The organism is Bradyrhizobium sp. TM233 (genome assembly GCF_036247965.1).
Taxonomy (GTDB): Bacteria; Pseudomonadota; Alphaproteobacteria; order Rhizobiales; family Xanthobacteraceae; genus Bradyrhizobium; species Bradyrhizobium ottawaense.
On the sequence record NZ_BTIG01000003.1, the window covers coordinates 22,874 to 42,632 of the forward strand.

26 protein-coding genes are annotated in these 19,759 nt (G+C 64.0%); 2 read left to right on the forward strand and 24 right to left on the reverse strand.

Features of this window, described 5'->3' with window-relative positions; translation table 11 throughout:
• Positions 1-51: 51 nt before the first annotated feature.
• Complete coding sequence (locus AABA86_RS07135) at positions 52-1,386, reverse strand: replication-associated recombination protein A (protein WP_338306303.1); 1,335 nt, start codon at positions 1,384-1,386, stop codon at positions 52-54.
• Entirely contained in the window at positions 1,383-2,789 is a 1,407-nt protein-coding gene (locus tag AABA86_RS07140) for a DegQ family serine endoprotease (RefSeq protein ID WP_338306304.1), read from the reverse strand. The genes AABA86_RS07135 and AABA86_RS07140 overlap by 4 nt, the downstream gene beginning before the upstream one ends.
• A gap of 314 nt (positions 2,790-3,103) precedes the next feature.
• On the opposite strand from AABA86_RS07140, the gene AABA86_RS07145 reads away from it, so the two are divergent.
• Positions 3,104-4,717 carry an OprO/OprP family phosphate-selective porin gene (locus tag AABA86_RS07145; RefSeq protein WP_338306305.1) on the forward strand — a complete coding sequence of 538 codons (1,614 nt, stop codon included), beginning with the start codon at positions 3,104-3,106 and terminating at the stop codon, positions 4,715-4,717.
• Positions 4,718-4,912: 195 nt separating this feature from the next.
• On the opposite strand, the gene AABA86_RS07150 is transcribed toward AABA86_RS07145, so the two are convergent.
• Entirely contained in the window at positions 4,913-5,290 is a 378-nt protein-coding gene (locus AABA86_RS07150; protein ID WP_212248991.1) for a winged helix-turn-helix transcriptional regulator, read from the reverse strand.
• 135 nt (positions 5,291-5,425) lie between these two features.
• Here AABA86_RS07150 and AABA86_RS07155 point away from each other — a divergent pair, with 135 nt between their 5' ends.
• A complete protein-coding gene (locus AABA86_RS07155; RefSeq protein ID WP_338306306.1) occupies positions 5,426-6,439 on the forward strand; it encodes a zinc-binding alcohol dehydrogenase family protein in 1,014 nt (337 codons plus the stop codon).
• Positions 6,440-6,571: 132 nt separating this feature from the next.
• Here the strand turns inward: AABA86_RS07155 and AABA86_RS07160 are convergent, their stop codons facing one another.
• The 21 genes from AABA86_RS07160 to rpmC form a co-directional block, all read right to left on the reverse strand.
• Positions 6,572-7,360, reverse strand: a complete 789-nt coding sequence (locus AABA86_RS07160; protein ID WP_212248993.1) for an SDR family NAD(P)-dependent oxidoreductase — start codon at positions 7,358-7,360, stop codon at positions 6,572-6,574.
• Between the two features lie 203 nt (positions 7,361-7,563).
• Positions 7,564-8,403, reverse strand: a complete 840-nt coding sequence (locus tag AABA86_RS07165) for a c-type cytochrome (RefSeq protein ID WP_338306307.1) — start codon at positions 8,401-8,403, stop codon at positions 7,564-7,566.
• A 119-nt stretch (positions 8,404-8,522) separates the two neighbouring features.
• Positions 8,523-8,939 carry a 50S ribosomal protein L17 gene (gene rplQ / locus AABA86_RS07170; protein ID WP_094895374.1) on the reverse strand — a complete coding sequence of 139 codons (417 nt, stop codon included), beginning with the start codon at positions 8,937-8,939 and terminating at the stop codon, positions 8,523-8,525.
• Positions 8,940-9,104: 165 nt separating this feature from the next.
• A complete protein-coding gene (locus AABA86_RS07175) occupies positions 9,105-10,136 on the reverse strand; it encodes a DNA-directed RNA polymerase subunit alpha (RefSeq protein WP_212248995.1) in 1,032 nt (343 codons plus the stop codon).
• Positions 10,137-10,249: 113 nt separating this feature from the next.
• The gene (gene rpsK, locus AABA86_RS07180; protein WP_007603045.1) at positions 10,250-10,639 is read right to left on the reverse strand and encodes a 30S ribosomal protein S11; all 390 of its coding nucleotides are present in this window, start codon (positions 10,637-10,639) and stop codon (positions 10,250-10,252) included.
• Positions 10,640-10,762: 123 nt separating this feature from the next.
• A complete protein-coding gene (rpsM, locus tag AABA86_RS07185; RefSeq protein ID WP_008549231.1) occupies positions 10,763-11,131 on the reverse strand; it encodes a 30S ribosomal protein S13 in 369 nt (122 codons plus the stop codon).
• Between the two features lie 187 nt (positions 11,132-11,318).
• Positions 11,319-12,197: an adenylate kinase gene (locus tag AABA86_RS07190; RefSeq protein ID WP_338306308.1), complete on the reverse strand. Its 879-nt coding sequence runs from the start codon at positions 12,195-12,197 to the stop codon at positions 11,319-11,321.
• Positions 12,194-13,306: a preprotein translocase subunit SecY gene (locus AABA86_RS07195; protein ID WP_338306309.1), complete on the reverse strand. Its 1,113-nt coding sequence runs from the start codon at positions 13,304-13,306 to the stop codon at positions 12,194-12,196. Before AABA86_RS07195 ends, AABA86_RS07190 begins: the two co-directional genes overlap by 4 nt.
• 119 nt (positions 13,307-13,425) lie before the next feature.
• Positions 13,426-14,757, reverse strand: coding sequence for a preprotein translocase subunit SecY (gene secY / locus AABA86_RS07200; RefSeq protein ID WP_028141002.1), 1,332 nt, complete (start codon positions 14,755-14,757; stop codon positions 13,426-13,428).
• Positions 14,758-14,907: 150 nt separating this feature from the next.
• A complete protein-coding gene (gene rplO, locus AABA86_RS07205) occupies positions 14,908-15,393 on the reverse strand; it encodes a 50S ribosomal protein L15 (protein WP_028141003.1) in 486 nt (161 codons plus the stop codon).
• A gap of 15 nt (positions 15,394-15,408) precedes the next feature.
• Positions 15,409-15,615, reverse strand: a complete 207-nt coding sequence (gene rpmD, locus AABA86_RS07210; RefSeq protein WP_212248998.1) for a 50S ribosomal protein L30 — start codon at positions 15,613-15,615, stop codon at positions 15,409-15,411.
• 24 nt (positions 15,616-15,639) lie between these two features.
• Positions 15,640-16,236 carry a 30S ribosomal protein S5 gene (rpsE, locus tag AABA86_RS07215; RefSeq protein WP_018322271.1) on the reverse strand — a complete coding sequence of 199 codons (597 nt, stop codon included), beginning with the start codon at positions 16,234-16,236 and terminating at the stop codon, positions 15,640-15,642.
• 44 nt (positions 16,237-16,280) lie between these two features.
• Positions 16,281-16,643 (reverse strand): 50S ribosomal protein L18, encoded by a 363-nt coding sequence (rplR, locus tag AABA86_RS07220; protein ID WP_007603036.1) that lies wholly within the window; start codon positions 16,641-16,643, stop codon positions 16,281-16,283.
• Between the two features lie 11 nt (positions 16,644-16,654).
• Positions 16,655-17,188, reverse strand: a complete 534-nt coding sequence (gene rplF / locus AABA86_RS07225; RefSeq protein ID WP_212248999.1) for a 50S ribosomal protein L6 — start codon at positions 17,186-17,188, stop codon at positions 16,655-16,657.
• A 16-nt stretch (positions 17,189-17,204) separates the two neighbouring features.
• A complete protein-coding gene (gene rpsH, locus AABA86_RS07230) occupies positions 17,205-17,603 on the reverse strand; it encodes a 30S ribosomal protein S8 (protein WP_027535303.1) in 399 nt (132 codons plus the stop codon).
• Positions 17,604-17,617: 14 nt separating this feature from the next.
• Positions 17,618-17,923, reverse strand: a complete 306-nt coding sequence (gene rpsN / locus AABA86_RS07235) for a 30S ribosomal protein S14 (RefSeq protein WP_212249000.1) — start codon at positions 17,921-17,923, stop codon at positions 17,618-17,620.
• A 46-nt stretch (positions 17,924-17,969) separates the two neighbouring features.
• Positions 17,970-18,527, reverse strand: coding sequence for a 50S ribosomal protein L5 (gene rplE, locus AABA86_RS07240; protein ID WP_018322267.1), 558 nt, complete (start codon positions 18,525-18,527; stop codon positions 17,970-17,972).
• On the reverse strand, positions 18,520-18,834 hold the full coding sequence (gene rplX / locus AABA86_RS07245; RefSeq protein WP_007603031.1) for a 50S ribosomal protein L24: 315 nt from the start codon (positions 18,832-18,834) through the stop codon (positions 18,520-18,522). The genes rplE and rplX overlap by 8 nt, the downstream gene beginning before the upstream one ends.
• Entirely contained in the window at positions 18,834-19,202 is a 369-nt protein-coding gene (gene rplN, locus AABA86_RS07250) for a 50S ribosomal protein L14 (protein WP_007603030.1), read from the reverse strand. Before rplN ends, rplX begins: the two co-directional genes overlap by 1 nt.
• Positions 19,203-19,285: 83 nt before the next feature.
• Complete coding sequence (rpsQ, locus tag AABA86_RS07255) at positions 19,286-19,534, reverse strand: 30S ribosomal protein S17 (RefSeq protein ID WP_007603028.1); 249 nt, start codon at positions 19,532-19,534, stop codon at positions 19,286-19,288.
• Between the two features lie 13 nt (positions 19,535-19,547).
• Positions 19,548-19,754, reverse strand: a complete 207-nt coding sequence (rpmC, locus tag AABA86_RS07260) for a 50S ribosomal protein L29 (RefSeq protein ID WP_026202715.1) — start codon at positions 19,752-19,754, stop codon at positions 19,548-19,550.
• Between the last annotated feature and the right edge of the window lie 5 nt (positions 19,755-19,759).

A 19,759-nucleotide genomic window follows, 5' to 3' on the forward strand; every position in this document is an offset into this window, starting at 1 on the left:
GCTGCCTGCCTACCCTAAAAGCCGGCTCCCGTCACGGCGAAATGGCCGTTTCTAGCGCGAGCCGCCCCGCTCCTTGCGCAGCTTGGCCCAGTAGTCCAGCCGCTTGCGGATCTCGCGCTCGAAGCCGCGCTCGGGCGGGTCGTAGAAGGTCTGGCGGCCGAGGGCTTCCGGGAAGTAGTCCTGCCCGGAGAAGGCGTCGGGGGTGTCGTGGTCGTATTCGTAGGCCGCGCCGTAGCCTTCCGACTTCATCAGCTTGGTCGGCGAATTGAGGATGTGTTTTGGCGGCAGCAGCGAGCCGGCCTGCTTTGCCGTCTGCATCGCAGCCTTGAAGGCGGTGTAGACCGCGTTCGATTTCGGCGCGGTGGCAAGATAGACGACGGCCTGCGCGATGGCGAGCTCGCCCTCGGGATGACCAAGAAAGTCGAAGGCATCTTTCGCAGCATTGGCGATGACGAGCGCCTGCGGATCGGCAAGGCCGATGTCCTCCACCGCCATGCGCACGACGCGGCGGGCCAGGAACAGCGGGTCCTCGCCGGCATCGAGCATGCGGCAGAGATAATACAGCGCGGCATCGGGATCGGAGCCTCGCACCGACTTATGCAGCGCAGAGATCAGATTGTAATGGCCGTCGGCCGATTTGTCGTAGATCGGGGCGCGGCGCTGCAGGATATCCTGTAACTGGGCGGCATTGAAGATCTCGTCCGCCCGCGCCGAACGCCAGACCTCCTCGGCGAGCGTCAGCGACGCCCTTCCGTCGCCATCGGCCATGCGCACCAGCACCGCGCGCGCCTCCGCATCGAGCGGCAGCTTGCGGCCCTCGACCGCCTCGGCATGCGCGAACAGCTTTTCGATCGCGGCCGCATCGAGCGAGCGAAACACCAACACGCGCGCGCGCGACAAAAGCGCCGCGTTGAGCTCGAAGGACGGGTTCTCGGTGGTAGCGCCGACCATCACCACCGTGCCGTCTTCCATCACGGGCAGAAACGAATCTTGCTGGGCACGGTTGAATCTGTGCACCTCATCGACGAACAGAAGCGTGCCCTTGCCCATCTCGCGGCGGGCGCGCGCGGCGTCGAACGCCTTCTTCAGATCGGCGACGCCGGAGAACACCGCGGAGATCTGCTCGAAATGCAAATCTGTCGCATCCGCCAGCAGCCGCGCCACCGTGGTCTTGCCGGTGCCGGGCGGGCCCCAGAACACCAGCGAGCCGAGCGTGCGCGTCTCCAGCATGCGCGTCAGCGCGCCGTCGGGACCGAGGATGTGGTCCTGGCCGACGACCTCCGACAGCGCGCGCGGGCGCAGCCGGTCCGGCAGCGGATGCGGGGCCTCGTGGTCGAGCCCCGCCGCGGCAAAGAGCGTTGGCGTCTGTGGTCGCTTCGGACTCATCCGCCCAGCGTGACGTTGATCTGCTGGCCGCCGCGCACCAGCGTGATGCGCCAGATCCGCGGGCGCTCTCCGGCCGCCTTCTCGAGGTCGCCGGTCTTGCTGATCTTCTGGTTGTTGACCGCCAGGATGATGTCGCCCTTCTGGAAGCCGACATTCGCGGCCGCACTGTCGCCGCCGAGATCGGTGATCACGACACCCTCGGTATCTGCATCCAGATGCAGCTCGTCGGCCACCGCCGGCGTGATGGTCGAAACCTTGGCGCCCTGGAACGGCGATCGCGCGGTGACGACGAGCTCGTTACGGCCCGTGTCGGGCGCGGTCTCCAGCGCCACCGTCAGCTTGAGCGGCTTGCCGCTGCGCTGCACGTCGATCTGCGCGCTGCCGCCGAGCGGACGGGTGGCGAAGCGATAGTCGAAGGCATTGGGATCATCCACGGTCTGGCCATCGATCCCGGTGATGAGATCGGACGACTTCAGGCCCGCCTTCGCGGCGGGGCCGTTCGACACCACGCTCGCGACCAGTGCGCCGGTCGGCGAGCGCAGGCCGAGACTTTCGGCGATCTCGGGCGTCACCGCCTGCAATCTTGCCCCGAGCCACGGCCGCTTCACCGCTTTGCCGCCGCTCTTGGCGGAGGCAACGACGACACGCACCATGTTGGCAGGAATTGCAAAGCCGATGCCTTGCGAGCCGCCGGAGCGCGAATAGATCGCGGTGTTGATGCCCGCGAGCTTGCCGCTCATGTCGACCAGCGCGCCGCCGGAATTGCCGGGATTGATCGCCGCATCGGTCTGGATGAAGAACTGATAATCGGTGATGCCGACCTGCGTGCGCGCCAGCGCCGAGATGATGCCGTGAGTCACGGTCTGGCCGACGCCGAAGGGATTGCCGATCGCGAGCACGACGTCGCCGACCAGCAATTCGTCGGAATTGGTGAAATCGAGGGTCGGGAATTTCTCCTTGGTGTCCTTCAGGCGCAGCACGGCAAGATCGGTGCGCGTATCCTTCAGCAGGATCTCCGCTTCGAACTCGCGCTTGTCCGACAGCGACACCTTCACCTGATCCGCGCCCTCGATGACGTGGACGTTGGTGACGACGAGGCCGGACGCATCGACGATGACGCCGGAGCCGAGCGAGCGCTGCATCTGCTCGGGCTGCTGGCCCGGCACGCCGAAGAAGCGGCGGAAGATCGGATCGTCCAGCAGCGGGTTGCGGTTCTGCACCACCTTGGCGGCATAGACGTTGACCACGGCCGGCTGCACCCGCTGCACGATCGGCGCATAGGACAGCCGCAGCTCGGCCGGCGACGACGGGACCCGACGGTCCTGCGCCGCAGCCGGGTTGAAGTGGGCGGAAAAGCCTATGCACAATGCCGTGACGACGGCGGTCCGGATCGATCGAAACATTCCTACCTCTTGGAAAAGACGCCGGAATATAGGCGCGTTCGTTCCCCAATAGAAGGGCGCCGGGCGGCAATATTCGGCCTCCGTCCGACGTCTGCGGCCTGCAAGCCAAGCGTGCGAAACGGCGATTTGTCTCGCCTCGTGGATTGGCATGACGCGCATCATCTTGCATCCTTGCTCACGGTGGATTCGGTTGCGGCGAATTTGCATCAGTGGGAACCACGCAATCGACGCGCGTCGTCGCGGGGCAGTCATCAATCGTTCCTAGCCTCACCGCCTGCGACTTGGGGAAACTGGTCAAACGATGGAGTCATGACGTGAGCAGGACAAGGATTGCAGCCACGGCGATTGGCCTCGCCGGCGCGTTGGCGGCCTCGCAGGCCCAGGCCCAATCAGCAAGCAGCAGCGAACAGGAGATCGCACTGCTCAAACAACAGTTGAAGATGCTGGAGCAGAAGCTCGACAAGCTCCAGAGCCAGACCGCCGCGAACGCGGCGGCCACGGCAAAAGCCAAAGCCGAAGCAAAGGCCGAGGCCAAAGCCGAAGCGCGTTCGGAGGCGAAGGCGGTGGTGGCCAACGCGAACGCGGCGATCCCCGTCAAGGGGCCGGCGCCTGCATCCGGCGTGGTCGTGACCATGCCGAACAACCGGCCGACCATCTGCACCGCCGACCAGGCCAATTGCGTCGCCATCACCAGCCGTCTGCACTGGGATGTCGGCGGCTATGACTATCGTCCCAACACGGCAGCGACCGTGCCGCAGAAGCTCGACAGCGGCCAGAACGTCCGCCGCGCGCGCATCGGCGTCACCGGCAAATTCTTCAATGATTGGAACTTCGCACTAGTCTACGATTTCGGCGGCTCGTCCGACGGTTTTGGCGGCACGGCCCCTGGATCACTGCCGGGCGGCGGCGTCTCCGGCGTCGAAAACGCTTATCTCAGCTACACCGGCTTGAAGCCGTTCGGCGGCAAGATGGCGATCGAAGCCGGCATCATGGACGTGCCCTACACGCTCGATGAGGCCACGAGCTCCAACGAGATCATGTTCATGGAGCGCGCCTCGGCCGGCATCATCGCCACCAACATCGCTGCCGGCGACTTCCGCTCCGCAGCCGGTACGCGCTGGTACAACGACCAGCTCTGGATCGGCGGCTATGTCACGGGGCCGTCGACCGGCGCAATCCACTCGGCTTCGAGCGCGGCGCCGGCGGGCACGAGCGAGCAATATGGCGCTGTGGCGCGCGTTGCCGGCAACCCCATCAGCGGCAAGGACTACTCGGTGCATATCGGTGCCGACGCCCAGTGGCTGATCCAGCCGCCGCGCAATCTCATCGCCAACACGCAAACCGTCACGCTCAGCGATCGTCCGGAATTGCGTCTCGACCCGACCACGCTGATCTCGACCGGCGCAATTGCGAATGTCTCGGGCGCGCAAGTCTATAGTGTCGAAGCGGCCGCAACCTACGGTCCGCTCATCGTTCAGGGCGAATATTTCTGGTACAATGTCGACCGGACCGCCAACACCGGCGTGCCGCTGGTCGGCGCACCCAGCCTGAAATTCCAGGGTGGCTACGCGCAGGCCGGCTACGTGCTGACGGGCGAAGGCCGCAGCTACAACGCGGCGAACGCAGCCTATAGCGGCGTCAAGCCGGCGCATCCGTTCTCGCTCGAAGGCGGTGGCTGGGGTGCGTGGGAGATCGCGGGGCGCTTCTCGACGGTCGACCTCAACAATCAGTTGGGCACAGCGACCGGCATCGCCGGCGGCCGGCAAACCGTCTACACGCTGGCGCTCAACTGGTACGTCAACGGCAACGTCCGCTTCATGCTCGACTATCTGCATGGCACGGTGTCGAGGCAAGCCTCGCCGGTCGCGACCGCAGATGTCGGCTCGAAGTTCGATGCGGTCGCGATGCGCACGCAGTTCGCGTTCTGAGGCCATGGACGTCGTCCCGGGGCGCGCGCGAGCGCGAACCCGGGACCCATAACCACAGGGAGTAGCTTGGCGAAGACTCGGAGTTACCAGCTCGCGCTATAACTCCTCCCTGGGGTTATGGGTCCCGGCCCCCCGTGCGCAATTGCGCACTAGGCCGGGACGACACCGAAAATGCAGCGCCAACTTCTCTACAATTTACGCCGCGCGCTTCGGCTTCTTCACCACAGCCGGCGCCGGTGCGCAGGACTGACGCTGCTGATGGCTCTCGCCCCAGGCCTTCAGGATATCGATCACCGGTTTGAGGCTCTCGCCGAGCTCGGAGAGGCAATACTCGACGCGCGGCGGCACCTCGGCATAGACCTTGCGGATGACGAGCTTGTCCTCCTCCAGCGCGCGAAGCTGCTTGGTCAGCATGCGCTGGGTGATGCCGGGCATCCGGCGGCGCAATTCGCCGAAGCGCTGGGTGCCGCTCTGCAGGTGATAGAGGATCACGCCCTTCCACTTGCCGTCGATCAGATCCAGCGTCGCTTCGACCGAGCAGCCCGGGCGCCGGGCAAAATTGCTCCGTTTCATGCTTGTTTTCCCAATAGTATCCAAACAGGGACTATATCCCCAAATTTACAGTACTTGCCAAATTGGAGCTAGCGGGACAGTTAGCAGGCCAGGCGCGCCCATGCCAAGCTGCGCGCCATCTGATGGAGACAAGCCATGAAAGCCGTCGGCTACAAGAAATCGCTTCCGATCGAGGACGCGGATTCGCTGATCGATTTCGAGACCGCAAAGCCCGAGCCCAAGGGGCGCGACATCCGCGTCGCCGTGAAGGCGATCTCGGCCAATCCGGTCGATTACAAGGTGCGCAAGCGCGCCGCGCCGCCCGAGGGCGAGACCAAGATCCTGGGTTATGACGCGGCCGGCGTGGTCGATGCCGTCGGGCCCGAGGTCACGCTGTTCAAGCCGGGGGACGAAGTGTTCTACGCCGGCTCGATCCTGCGCCAGGGCACCAACTCCGAATTCCACCTGGTCGACGAGCGCATCGTCGGCAACAAACCGAAGAGCCTGTCATTTGCGCAGGCCGCCGCTCTTCCCCTCACCTCCATCACCGCCTGGGAATTGCTGTTCGACCGGCTCGGCGCGGTGCCCGGCAAGAGCGTCGATCCGCGCACGCTGCTGATCACGGGCGGCGCCGGCGGCGTCGGTTCGATCCTGATCCAGCTCGCCCGCCGCCTCACCGGATTGACGGTGGTTGCGACCGCGACGCGGCCGGACTCGCAAAAATGGTGTCTCGATCTCGGCGCGCATGCGGTGATCGACCACGGCAAGCCGATGAAGGAGCAGATCGAAAAACTGAAACTGCCGCCGGTAGCCCTGGTGGCGAGCCTCACCTTCACCGATCAGCACTACAAGGCGATCGCCGAGTTCATGGCGCCGCAGGGTCGGTTCGGCCTGATCGACGATCCCCCGGAATTCACCATGAGCACGTTCAAGGGCAAGGCGATCTCGGTGCATTGGGAATCGATGTTCACGCGCTCCTCGTTCCAGACATCAGACATGATCGCGCAGCATCATCTGCTGAACGACGTCGCCGACCTCATCGACAAGGGCGTGCTGCGCACCACGCTCGACCAGACTTTCGGTACGATCAACGCCGCCAACCTCAAGCGCGCGCATGCGCTGCTGGAGAGCGGCAAGTCGCGCGGCAAGATCGTGCTCGAGGGGTGGTAGGCGAAGGTCTCGTAGGGTGGGTTAGCGCGGCGTAACCCACCTCTTCTGCGTCCGCGAATAGTACCAGTGGTGGGTTACGCCGAGCAGATGCGCTTCGCGCATCTGCAGGGCTAACCCACCCTACCGCCTCACCTAGGCGATGGTATTGACGATGCCGCCCTCGGCCCGTAGCGCCGCACCATTGGTCGCGGACGCCTGCTTCGACGCAACATAGACCACCATGTTGGCGATCTCGTCGACACTGGCGAAGCGTTGCAGCAGCGAGCTCGGACGATGCTGCTTGACGAAATTGGCTGCGGCCTCGTCCACAGACTGGCCGTTCTGCTTTGCGAGATCCTTCACAAAGGTCTCGACGCCCTCCGACATGGTCGGGCCCGGCAACACGGAATTGACGGTGACGCCGGTGCCGCGCGTGAGCTGCGCGAGGCCGCGCGCGACCGAGAGCTGGGCCGTCTTGCTCACGCCGTAGTGGATCATCTCGACGGGAATGTTGAGCCCGGACTCCGAGGAGATGAAGACGATGCGGCCCCAATTGCGCTTGAGCATGCCCTTCAGGTAAGCGCGCGACAGCCGCACGCCGCTCATGACGTTGACCTCGAAGAAGCGGCTCCAGTCCTCGTCCGGAATTTCGAAGAAATCCTTGGGCTCGAAGATACCGGCGTTGTTGATGAGGATGTCGACCTCGCCAAGCGCCGCGACGAGCGCCTTGCAGCCCGCTGCGGTCGAGACGTCGGCGGCGATACCGCGCACCTTCGCGCCCGTCCCTTCCAGCTTGCGCACCGCCGCATCGACCTTGTCCTGGCCGCGCCCGTTGATCACGACGCTCGCGCCGGAGGCTGCGAGGCCTCTGGCGATGGCGTGGCCGATGCCGGCGGTCGAGCCGGTCACGAGGGCGGTCTTTCCGGAAAGGTCGATGTTCATGCGATATCTCCTCTGATGTTGAAGCGCATATCGTGCGGTGCACGGGAGGATGCAATCGACGCTCACCGACGCGTGAGGATTTCGTCGCACCGAAAGGATCGTAGGGTAGGCAAAGCGCAGCGTGCCTACCCCGCCAGGGCGGTGTACAGATGGAGCGGTGGGCACGGCGCGCGAGGAGCGAGCCTTTGGCCACCCTACGGCACCTATTTCTTCGGCGGCAGCGTCCGGACGAACGCGACGAGGGCATCGAGATCCTGTGCCGTCATGCTGGCATAGGCAGCATAGGCCATCGGCGGCTTGAGCTTGTGGCCGTCACGCGCGATGCCTTGCGTAATCGCACGTTTGATTTCGTCGTCGCTCCAATGCCCGAGGCCTGCGGTGGGATCTGCGGTGATGTTGGGAGAGACGGAATCGCCCCAAGGTCCCCTGAAGGTCCGGCCGCCCTTGCCGCTTGCTGACGCGAAATCGTGCACGGCCGAGGGGCCTTCAGGCGTGTGGCATTCCAGGCAATGGGCGATGGTCAGGAGATAACGGCCGCGCGCGAGCTTGTCGGTCAGCTCCGCATCGGTTGCCTGCTGGCCGGCATAGGTCGGCATCTCCGGCTTCAGCGCGGTCTTGTATTCCGGCGCCGGTGTTTCATGGCGCACCGGCGGCACGGAGCCCAGGTATGCCGCGAGCGCGTCGAGATCGCGGCTCGTCAGCACCGTGTAGAACGCGGTCGGCATGATCGGCGCGACCCTGGTTCCGTTCGGCCTGATGCCGCTGACGAGAAACCGCTTCAGCTCGGCTTCACGCCAGCTGCCGATGCCGGTGTCCTTGTCCGGCGTGATGTTGGAGCCGGAGACCTTGAACGCCGGCGCGTCGAAGATCTGGCTGCCGCCCGAGAGTGCGCGCGAGAGATCGAGCCCTTGCGGTCCGCGCGGCGTGTGGCAGTTGTGGCAGACCATCACGCTGTTGACGAGATAGGCGCCGCGCTCGACCAGCGTTTCGCCCGAGGCCGGCGACATCGCAAGCGCCAGCGCAACCCCAAACACAATCCTCATTGCAGCCCCCGGGCCAGAATCGCGTTCAACAAATCGGTGCGCGGCATGAGATGTCGCCGCGCCATACAAAAAAGCGGCGCCCAAGGGCGCCGCTTTCGAAAACTCAAGGACCGATCGGCTTACGCCGCCTCGGCTTCCTTCTCCTGCACCGGACCGGAATCCTGGCCCTTGGCGTCGACGTCGCGATCGACGAACTCAATCACGGCCATGGCGGCGTTGTCGCCATAGCGGAAGCCGGCCTTGATGATGCGGGTGTAGCCGCCCTGGCGGTCCTTGTAGCGAGCCGCCAGCACGTCGAACAGCTTCTTGACCTGGTCCTTGTCGCGCATCTCGGAGATGGCCTGGCGGCGCATGGCCAGCCCGCCCTTCTTGCCGAGGGTGACGAGCTTCTCGACGATCGGACGGAGTTCCTTCGCCTTCGGCAGCGTGGTGACGATCTGCTCGTGCTTGATCAGCGCGGCGCACATATTGGCGAACATCGCGCGGCGATGCTCGGCAGTGCGGTTGAGCTTCCGATGAACCTTGCCGTGACGCATGTGACTATTCCTTACGTAAAAACTGCCGCGACGGTTCGTCGGACATGTTGCTCAGGTGGGCTGCCTGCGTTCGCCCATGGTGTCGTTCCGGACAGCGCGAAGCGGCGATCCGGAATCTCGAGGTTCCGGGTTCGGCTCTGCGAGCCGGCCCGGAACGACGAATTCTCAGTAGTGATCCTCGAAGCGCTTGGCGAGCTCGTCGATGTTCTCCGGCGGCCAGCCCGGCACTTCCATGCCGAGATGCAGACCCATCTGGGCCAGCACTTCCTTGATCTCGTTCAGGGACTTGCGGCCGAAGTTCGGAGTGCGGAGCATTTCCGCTTCGCTCTTCTGCACGAGGTCGCCGATGTAGACGATGTTGTCGTTCTTCAAGCAGTTGGCCGAACGCACCGACAGTTCGAGCTCGTCCACCTTCTTGAGGAAGGCCGGGTTGAAGGCGAGGTCCGGGATGATCTCCTGGGCGACTTCCTTGCGCGGCTCTTCGAAGTTGACGAACACGTTGAGCTGGTCCTGGAGGATGCGCGCGGCATAGGCCACGGAATCATCCGGCGTCAGCGCGCCGTTGGTCTCGATCGTCATGGTCAGCTTGTCGTAGTCGAGGATCTGGCCCTCGCGGGTGTTCTCGACCTTGTAGGAGACCTTGCGAACCGGCGAGTACAGGCTGTCGACCGGAATCAGGCCGATCGGCGCATCCTCGGGACGGTTGCGCTCGGCGGGCACGTAGCCCTTGCCGGTGGCGACCGTGAACTCCATGCGGATCTCGGCGCCCTCGTCGAGCGTGCAGATCTGGAGGTCCGGGTTGAGCACGACGACGTCGCCGACGGTCTGGATGTCGCCGGCGGTGACGACGCCCGGGCCCTGCTTCTTCACGACCATGCGCTTGGGGCCTTCGCCCTGCATCTTGATCGAGATGTCCTTGATGTTGAGCACGATGTCGGTGACGTCCTCACGGACGCCCGCGATCGAGGAGAACTCGTGGAGCACGCCGTCGATGTGCACCGACTGCACCGCCGCGCCCTGGAGCGAGGAGAGCAGGATGCGGCGCAGCGCGTTGCCGAGCGTCTGGCCGAAGCCGCGCTCGAGCGGCTCGGCGACGATGGTCGCGAAACGCGAGGGATCGCTGCCGGGCTGAATCTGGAGCTTGTTCGGCCGAATCAGTTCTTGCCAATTTTTCTGGATCGTCACTGTTTCACCCATACAGGCCAGTCGAACTGCCGTTGCAGACACTGGCGTTGGAGAAAGGCCGCAGGTCGCACCTGCGGCTTCTTACAAAAGTCATTGCGGGCGCCGATGCGCCCGCAACCTCTTAATCAAACGCGCCGACGCTTGCGGGGACGGCAACCGTTGTGCGGGATCGTGGTCACGTCACGGATCGAGGTCACCGTGAAGCCTGCGGCCTGAAGCGCGCGGAGCGCCGATTCGCGGCCCGAACCGGGACCTGCGACTTCGACTTCCAGCGTGCGCATGCCGTGCTCCTGGGCCTTCTTGGACACGTCCTCGGCGGCAACCTGCGCGGCGTACGGGGTCGACTTGCGCGAGCCCTTGAAGCCCATCGTGCCGGCGGAAGACCAGGCAATCGTGTTGCCCTGCGCGTCGGTGATGGTGATGGTCGTGTTGTTGAACGACGAGTTCACGTGCGCGACGCCGGAGGCGATGTTCTTGCGCTCACGACGACGAACGCGGGTGGCTTCCTTGCCCATAGATTACCTTTCCTGAAGATCTCAAACGCCGCCGTAATGCCAGCGGCTACACCTGTGGAACGAAAGGCGCGTGGCGAACGGGTCATCCCTGTTCGCCACACGCCGCGATTTGGATTCGAAAACTTACTTCTTCTTGCCGGCGATGGCCTTGGCCGGACCCTTGCGCGTGCGCGCATTGGTATGGGTGCGCTGGCCGCGCACCGGCAGGCCGCGACGATGACGCAGGCCGCGATAGCAGCCGAGGTCCATCAGACGCTTGATGTTGATGCCGACCTCACGACGCAGGTCGCCCTCGACGAGATAGTCGCGGTCGATCACTTCGCGGATCTGCAGCACTTCGGCGTCGCTCAGCTGATTGACGCGACGATCCACGGGGATCTTCACCTTCTCCAGGATCTCACCGGCGATCTTCTGGCCGATGCCGTGGATGTACTGGAGCGCGATCAGCACGCGCTTGTTGGTCGGGATGTTCACGCCGGCAATACGGGCCACGGCCTTCTCTCCTGTTGCCGATCCCTCGTCAGGAACCGGTCTTTAAGTGCTTGGTTTCTCGGGCAGGTGTTCACAAACGCGAACACGACGCCCACCCCTGGTCTTCCTGGGGCCCGGCATCGTTTGAAACTATCCGACTTGGATGCGGGGCTTATTAGGGGATTCAGGGGGCTTTCGTCAACCGCTGCTAGCGCTTAGCTCGCTTTTTCGTGACCTTTTTTGCGGCCTTTTTGGCACCCTTCTTGACAGCCCTCTTGGCGGTCGTTTTGGCTGCCTTTCTGGCCGCTTTCCTGGTCGCCTTCTTCGCACCTTTGACGGCTTTCTTAACGGCTTTCCTGGCCGCCTGTTTGGCGGTCTTGGCCGATTTGGCGGCCTTTTTGGCTGCTTTCGCCGGTTTTTTGGCCGTTTTCTTCGCCGCCTTGGTCTTTTTAGCCGGCGCAGCCTTGGCCGCGCTCTTGGTATGGGTCTTGGGTTCGACCGCCCCCAGCGCCAGGAGCTGGCGGTGGATGGCGCGGGTGACCTCGTCGATGGCCATCATGCCGTCGATGGTCGAGAGCTTGCGCCGCTCGGAATAATAGTGAATCAGCGGTTCCGTCTGGTTGCGGTAGTTGGCTAACCGCTTGGCCAGGACCTCCGGGGTGTCGTCGAGTCGGACCTCCTCCCCGCGCTCACGCATCTGGGCGACGCGGGTCTCGACACGGTTCAGGAGCGCGCTCTCGTTGACGCGGAGCTCGATCACGGCGTCGAGCTTGAGGTGCTTGTGCTTGAGCAGCTCGTCCAGTGCCTCGGCCTGCGGCACGGTGCGCGGGAAACCGTCGAGGATGAAGCCGTTGCGGGCATCCGGCTGGTCGATTCGATCGGAGATGATTCCGACCACGACCTCGTCGGGCACGAGAGCACCGCTGGCCATAATCTCCTTGGCCTTCAGCCCGACCGGCGTACCGGCCGCGACCGCGGCACGCAGCATCTCGCCGGTCGAGAGCTGGACGATGCCATAGCGTTGCACCAGCAACTGCGCCTGGGTCCCCTTGCCCGACCCCGGCGGTCCCAGAAGTATAATTCTCATCGGCGTACGCCCCCCGGATTGGTGAGCGATACGTCGCGCACCTGTGTTTTGATATCAAGAGCGGTGCAAACCACAACCAGCGCCCCACCGCCATTGATCATCATACTATAAGGCAGCCCGATCCCGTAAAGCTCGAAGACCTCCGGAATCAACTGCAACACAGTCAGGTAGACGGCTCCGACGACTGTCGTCAATGACACGACGCGGTCGAGATAGTCGGCGGTCGCCTCGCCCGGCGCGACACCGGGAATCGTGCCGTCGCGCGCGGCCAGGGATTTGGCCGCGTGCTCGGGATCGACGACGTAGGCGGTGTAGATGAAGGCCAGCACAAAGATCGCAACCGATCCAAGGACCAAATGGGCCAGCATGCCAAACCCAAGTTGCCGGTAGGCGGCTGCGACCCACGGCGTATCGGCACCAAAGATGTAGGCCAAACCAGCCACCGGCAGAAACAGGATCCACGGCGCCACGGTGGCCGGCACCAGAAAACCTGCGCTGTTGATCTTGATCGGGAGAACCGCTGCTCGCGCGGGCAGCAGGCGATCTCCAAGTCTGCCTCCAAATCTGCCTCCAAGTCTGCGCTCGGCGAACTCGACACGGACATTGCGTCGCGCACCTTCGACGAAGACGATCAGGGCGACGACCCCGATCCAGACCAGCGCGTGGAACAGCACGACACTGCCCGATACCTGGCCGTCCTGCAGAAGGCGTGCGATGCCGGCGATGTCGACCGGGACATGAACGAGAATATTGACGCTGAGCAGCAGCGCCAGACCATTGCCGATGCCGTGGCGGGTGATCTGTTCGCTGAGCCAGACCAGGACGAACACGCCACCCACGATCGAGGCCGTGGCCGCGAGCACGGGCCATGCGTCGGGATCGGGGACCAGCGCCGGAATTGTCCGGATGGTCGAGGCGTAGCCGTAGGCCTGGAAGGTGGTGAAGACCAGGGTCACGATCAGCGTGTAGCCGGAGATCCTGCGCCGGCCGCGCTCGCCCGACCTCTCGAGTGAGCTCAAGCGCCGCGATACCAGCGAGACAAGCCGGACCACGATCGCGGCCGTCAGATAGGGAAGGATACCGAGCGCGAAGATCGAAAAGCGAACCACATGTTCGCCTGAGAACGACGGGCTCGGCGCCCCCATCCCGACGAACGGGACCTAGGTGCCAAGCCTGAAAAGGAGCAGCGCGCCAATCGTGAAAGCGATCCGGCGCGCGAGCTCCCTGCTCATCTACGGCGGCCGCGCAGCTTCGACTTGCGGATCAGGCCTTCATACTGATGCGCCAGCAGATAGCCCTGTACCTGCGCCACCGTATCCATGGTGACGCTGACCACGATCAGCAGCGAGGTACCGCCGAAGTAGAACGGCACCGAGGCGTAGGAGATCAGGATTTCCGGGATCAGGCAGACGATCGCCAGATAGACCGCGCCGAGCACAGTGATGCGCGAGAGCACGTAGTCAATGTATTCCGCGGTGCGTTCGCCGGGACGGATGCCCGGAATGAAGCCGCCGTGCTTCTTCAGATTGTCTGCGGTCTCGGTCGGGTTGAACACGATCGCGGTGTAGAAGAAGGCGAAGAACACGATCAGCGCCAGATACATGATCAGGAACAGCGGACGGCCATGGCCGAGCTGGGTGGTGATCCACTGGAACCATTCCGGCCCACTGCCCGCGTTGAAGTTCGCCACCGTGGTCGGCAGCAGCAGCAGCGACGACGCGAAGATCGGCGGAATCACGCCGGAGGTGTTGAGCTTGAGCGGCAGATGCGAGGACTGGCCCTCGAACATCTTGTTGCCGACCTGGCGCTTCGGATACTGGATCAGGAGGCGACGCTGCGCGCGCTCCATGAACACGATGAAGGCAATCACGGCGACCGCCATGATGATGACGACCAGGATCAGGCCGGTCGACATCGCGCCCTGACGGCCGAGCTCGAGCATGTTGGCGAGCGCGGCGGGCAGCTCGGCGACGATGCCGGCGAGAATGATCAGCGAGATGCCGTTGCCGATGCCGCGCGAGGTGATCTGCTCGCCCAGCCACATCAGGAACATGGTGCCGCCGGTCAGCGTGATCGCCGTGGACAGGCGGAAGAACAGGCCGGGGTCGCTGACGACGTTGCCGGCGCCCTCGAGGCCCACCGCGATGCCGTAGGACTGGAACGCGGCCAGGATCACGGTGAGATAGCGGGTGTACTGGTTCAGCAGCTTGCGGCCGGACTCGCCTTCCTTCTTCAGCGCCTCGAGTTGCGGCGAGACGGTGGTGAGGAGCTGGATGATGATCGAGGCCGAGATATACGGCATGATGTTCAGCGCGAAGATCGCCATGCGGTGGATGCCGCCGCCGGCGAACATGTTGAACATGCCGAGGATGCCGCCCGCCTGGGAACGGAACACCTGCTCCCAGATATTGGGATCGATGCCGGGGAGCGGGATGTAGGTCCCGAGCCGATAAACGAGCAGCGCCCCCAGGGTGAACCAGATGCGCTTCTTCAGTTCGTCAGCCTTGGCAAACGCACCGAAATTGAGATTGGCTGCCAGTTGTTCCGCTGCAGAGGCCATCTTGGACTTTCTCCCGCCGCCTATTGCGCCGTCATGCCCGCGGCCGGGCTACATTATACCGGACACCGGACATTATCTGGGGCTCGGCTTCGATAAGTCCACGTCCCGCACGCGTAAAGGCCCGCGAGCCGCGGGCCAATGACGCAGTTGTTACGCCGCCTCGCCTTCTTCCTTGGCAGGGGCGAGGATCTTGACCGAGCCGCCGGCCTTCTCGACCGCGGCGATCGCGGTCTTGGTGGCGCCGTGGACTTCGATGTTGAGCTTGGACTTGAGCTCACCGCGGCCGAGCAGCCGCAGGCCACCCTTAGGCCGGCGCAGCACGCCGCCCTTCACCAGGGCCTCGACGTTCACGACGCTGCCGGCGTCGATCTTCTTGGCATCGACCGCTTCCTGGAGCCGGTCGAGATTGATCTCGGCGAACTCGACGCGGAAGATGTTGTTGAAGCCGCGCTTGGGCAGACGGCGATGCATCGGCATCTGGCCGCCTTCGAAACCCTTGATGCGCACGCCCGAACGCGCAGTTTGACCCTTGCCGCCGCGGCCGGACTGCTTGCCCTTGCCCGAACCGATGCCACGGCCGACGCGCATACGCTTCTTGCGCGAGCCGGCGTTGTCGGCGATATCGCTGAGCTTCATCGCCCTTCTCCTTATTTACTTCTCGTCGACGATGCGGACGAGATGGTGAACCTTCTCGATCATGCCGCGGACAGCCGGAGTATCCGGCAGTTCACTGGTGCGGCCGATCTTGTTGAGCTTGAGCCCGATCAGCGTCGAGCGCTGCGAGTGATGGCGGCGGATCGCGCTGCCCGTCTGCTCGAGCTTGATCGTCTTTGCGGTCGTAACGGCACTCTTGGCCATGGGAGTCTACTCCGAAAGCTTCCGTTAGTCGGCAGCCGCCTCGGCATCGCCACCGATACGGCGCGACTGCAGAGTGGACACCTTGATGTTGCGGCGGGCTGCGACCGAACGCGGCGAATCCTGATGTTTCAGCGCGTCGAAGGTCGCGCGAACCATGTTGTAGGGGTTCGACGAGCCGATCGACTTGGCGACCACGTCCTGGACGCCGAGCGTCTCGAACACGGCGCGCATCGGGCCGCCGGCGATGATGCCGGTACCGGCCGGAGCTGCACGCAGGTAGACACGGCCCGCGCCATGACGGCCGGCGATGTCGTGATGGAGCGTGCGGCCCTCGCGCAGCGAGACGCGGGTCAGATTGCGCTTGGCGGACTCGGTGGCCTTGCGGATCGCCTCCGGCACTTCGCGCGCCTTGCCGTGACCGAAGCCGGCGCGGCCCTTCTGGTCGCCGATCACGACCAGGGCTGCAAAACCGAAGCGCTTGCCGCCCTTGACGACCTTGGCCACGCGGTTGATGTGGACGAGCTTGTCGACGAACTCGCTGTCGCGCTCCTCGCGCTCCCTGCGTTCACGTCCGCCGCCGCCGCGTTGATCGCGTCCACCACGTTGTTCGCGTTCTGCCATTTTTCCAATCCTTCAGAGGCTTGCGCCTCAATCCTCAAATTCTGTTAGAAGCTCAGCCCGCTCTCACGCGCTGCATCGGCAAGAGCCTTGACGCGCCCGTGATAGAGGTAGCTGCCGCGATCGAACACGACTTCCTTGACGCCCTTCTCGGCGGCGCGCTCGGCCAGCAGCTTGCCGACCGCCTTCGCCGCATCGATGTCGGCGCCGGTCTTGCCGCCGTCGCGCATCGACTTCTCGAGCGAGGAGGCAGAGGCCAGCGTCTCGCCCTTCAGGTCGTCGATGACCTGGGCGTAGATGTGCTTGGACGAGCGGAACACCGACAGGCGCGGACGGCCGCCACCGGAGCGGCGCAGCTTCAGCCGTACACTGCGCTTGCGCCGGGCATTCGTAACCTTGGCTTTCGACATGACCGGCTCCGTTACTTCTTCTTGCCTTCCTTGCGGAAGATGAATTCGCCAACATACTTCACGCCCTTGCCCTTGTAGGGCTCCGGCGGACGATAGGAGCGAATCTCGGCGGCGACCTGGCCGACGCGCTGGATGTCGCTGCCGGTTACCGTGATCTCGGTCGGCTTCGGCACCGTGATCGTGATCCCCTCCGGGATCGCATAGACCACGTCGTGGCTGTACCCGAGCGCGAGCTGCAGGTTCTTGCCCTGCATCGCGGCGCGGTAACCGACGCCGGTGATCTCGAGCTTCTTCTCGAAGCCCTTGGTAACGCCTTCGACCAGATTCGCGACCTGGGCGCGAGCGGTACCGTACAGCGCCCGCGCGCGGTTGGTCTCGACCCGCGGGTTCACCTTGACCTGGCCGTTCTCGAGCTTCACCTCGACGTCGTCATGGACGACGAACTGAAGCTGGCCCTTCGGCCCCTTCATCTTGACGATCTGCCCATCGACGGTCGCGGTCACACCCGACGGAACCGGAACAGGCCTTTTGCCAACTCGTGACATGGATCAAAAATCCTTCTCAGAACACCGTGAAGAGAACTTCACCGCCCACGTTCGCTTCACGCGCACTGTGGTCGGCCATGATTCCCTTCGGCGTCGACAACACCGAAATGCCGAGCCCGTTGTTGACCCGCGGCAGGTTCTTCACCGAGGCGTAAACGCGACGCCCGGGCTTGGAGACACGTTCGATCTCGCGGATGACGGGCTCGCCGTCGAAATACTTCAGCTCGATCTCGATCTCGCTGCGGCCCGAGGAATGCTCGAGCGTGGCGTAACCGCGGATGTAGCCCTCGGACTTCAGCACTTCGAGGACGTTCTCGCGCATCTTCGAACCAGGCGTGGAGACCTTGCTCTTGGCGCGCATCTGCGCGTTGCGGATACGGGTGATCAGATCGCTGATTGGATCGTGCGTAGACATCTAAACGACCCTCCTTACCAGCTGGACTTCACGAGGCCCGGGACCATGCCCTTGGAGCCAAGTTCGCGCAGCGCGATGCGGGACAGCTTGTTCTTGCGGTAGTTCGAGCGCGGACGACCCGACAGCTCGCAACGCAGGCGGATGCGGGTTGCCGACGAGTTGCGCGGCATTTCCGCCAGCTTCAGGGTGGCGGCGAACCGCTCCTCCATCGGCAGCGTCTTGTCGGCGATGATCGCCTTCAACCGCTCGCGCTTGGGGGCGGCGTTCTTCACCATCCGCTTGCGCCGGTTGTTCTTCTCGATTGAACTCTTCTTTGCCATGCTTGGCTCCTGGGTATCCGCGTTTGAGAGGCTTTAGGTCAGCGTCTCACTGCCGGAACGGGAAATTGAAAGCGGTCAACAAGGCCCTCGCCTCTTCGTCGGTCTTGGCCGTGGTGCAGACGGTGATGTCCATGCCGCGGGCTTCCGTGACCTTGTCGAAGTCGATCTCGGGGAAAATGATGTGCTCCTTGATGCCGAGCGAGTAGTTGCCGCGGCCGTCGAAGCTCTTCGGGTTCAGGCCGCGGAAGTCGCGGACGCGCGGCAGCGCGACCGTCACCAGGCGATCGATGAACTCGTACATGTGGGCCTTGCGCAGCGTGACCTTGCAGCCGATCGGCTGGTTCTCACGCAGCTTGAAGGTCGCGATTGCGATACGCGAATAGGTCACGATCGCCTTCTGGCCGGCGATCTGGGTCAGCTCGGCAGCGGCGGTCTCGGCCTTCTTGCGGTCGTTGACGGAATCGCCAACGCCCATGTTCAGCACGACCTTGTCCAGGCGCGGAACCTGCATGACGTTCTCATAACCGAACTTCTCGGTCATGGCCGTGCGGATCTTCGCGTCGTATTCCGCGCGCAGGCGCGGCGTGTAAGCGGCCTCAGCCATCGATCTCAGCTCCCGAGCTCTTGGCGATGCGGACCTTCTTGCCGTCCGCCAGAATCTTGAATCCGACGCGGGTCGGCTTTCCATCCTTGCCGACATACGCGATGTTGGACAGTTGGATCGGCGACTCCTTCGAGATGATGCCGCCCTCCTGGGCCTGCGTCTGCTTCTGGTGACGCTTGACCATGTTGATGCCGCGCACCAGCGCCGTGCCGGCGTCGGGACGCACTTCGAACACTTCGCCGGTGCGGCCCTTGTCGCGGCCGGTCAGCACGACGACCTTGTCGCCCTTGCGGATCTTGGCAGCCATCACAGCACCTCCGGCGCGAGCGAGATGATCTTCATGTGGTTCTTCGCGCGCAGCTCGCGCGGCACGGGCCCGAAGATACGGGTGCCGACCGGCTCGGACTGGTTGTTGATCAGGACGGCGGCGTTGCGGTCGAAGCGGATGACCGAACCGTCGGCGCGGCGGATGTCCTTGCGGACGCGCACCACGACGGCCTTCATCACGTCGCCCTTCTTCACCTTGCCACGCGGAATTGCTTCCTTGATCGAAACGACGATGATGTCGCCGATCGTGGCGTAGCGGCGCTTGGAGCCCCCGAGCACCTTGATACACATGACACGGCGTGCGCCAGAATTGTCGGCCACGTCGAGGTTGGTCTGCATCTGAATCATTGATGCACCTCGTCCTCTTCTCTTTGCGCCAGCCCAGCCGGCGCTCAACATTTCCCTGAAGTCAGTCGGCTAAAGCCGACAGATCAGGCGCTTTTCTTGTGTTCGCCCCGGATCACGACCCAGCGCTTCAACTTCGAAATCGGCTTCGATTCCTCGATCCACACCATGTCGCCCGGCTTGAACTCGTTGCTCTCGTCGTGCGCGTGGTAGTTCTTCGAACGGCGGATCGTCTTCTTGTAGATCGGGTGCGTGAAGCGGCGATCAACGCGCACCACGATGGTCTTGGCTTGCTTGTCGCTGACGACCACGCCCTGCAAAGTACGTTTCGGCATCTTCGTAAGCCTCTTACTTCTTCTTCGCGCGCGTCTGCGCGGCGACGGTCTTGATCCGGGCGATGTCACGGCGGGCCTCGCGCAGGCGCGAGGTGTTCTCGAGCTGCCCGGTGGCGCGCTGGAAGCGCAGGTTGAAGCGCTCCTTCTTCAGGTTCAGGACGGCGTCGTCCTGCTGGTCGGGGCTCATCGCGCGGATGTCTTCGATCTTCATCTGGGCCATGGCCA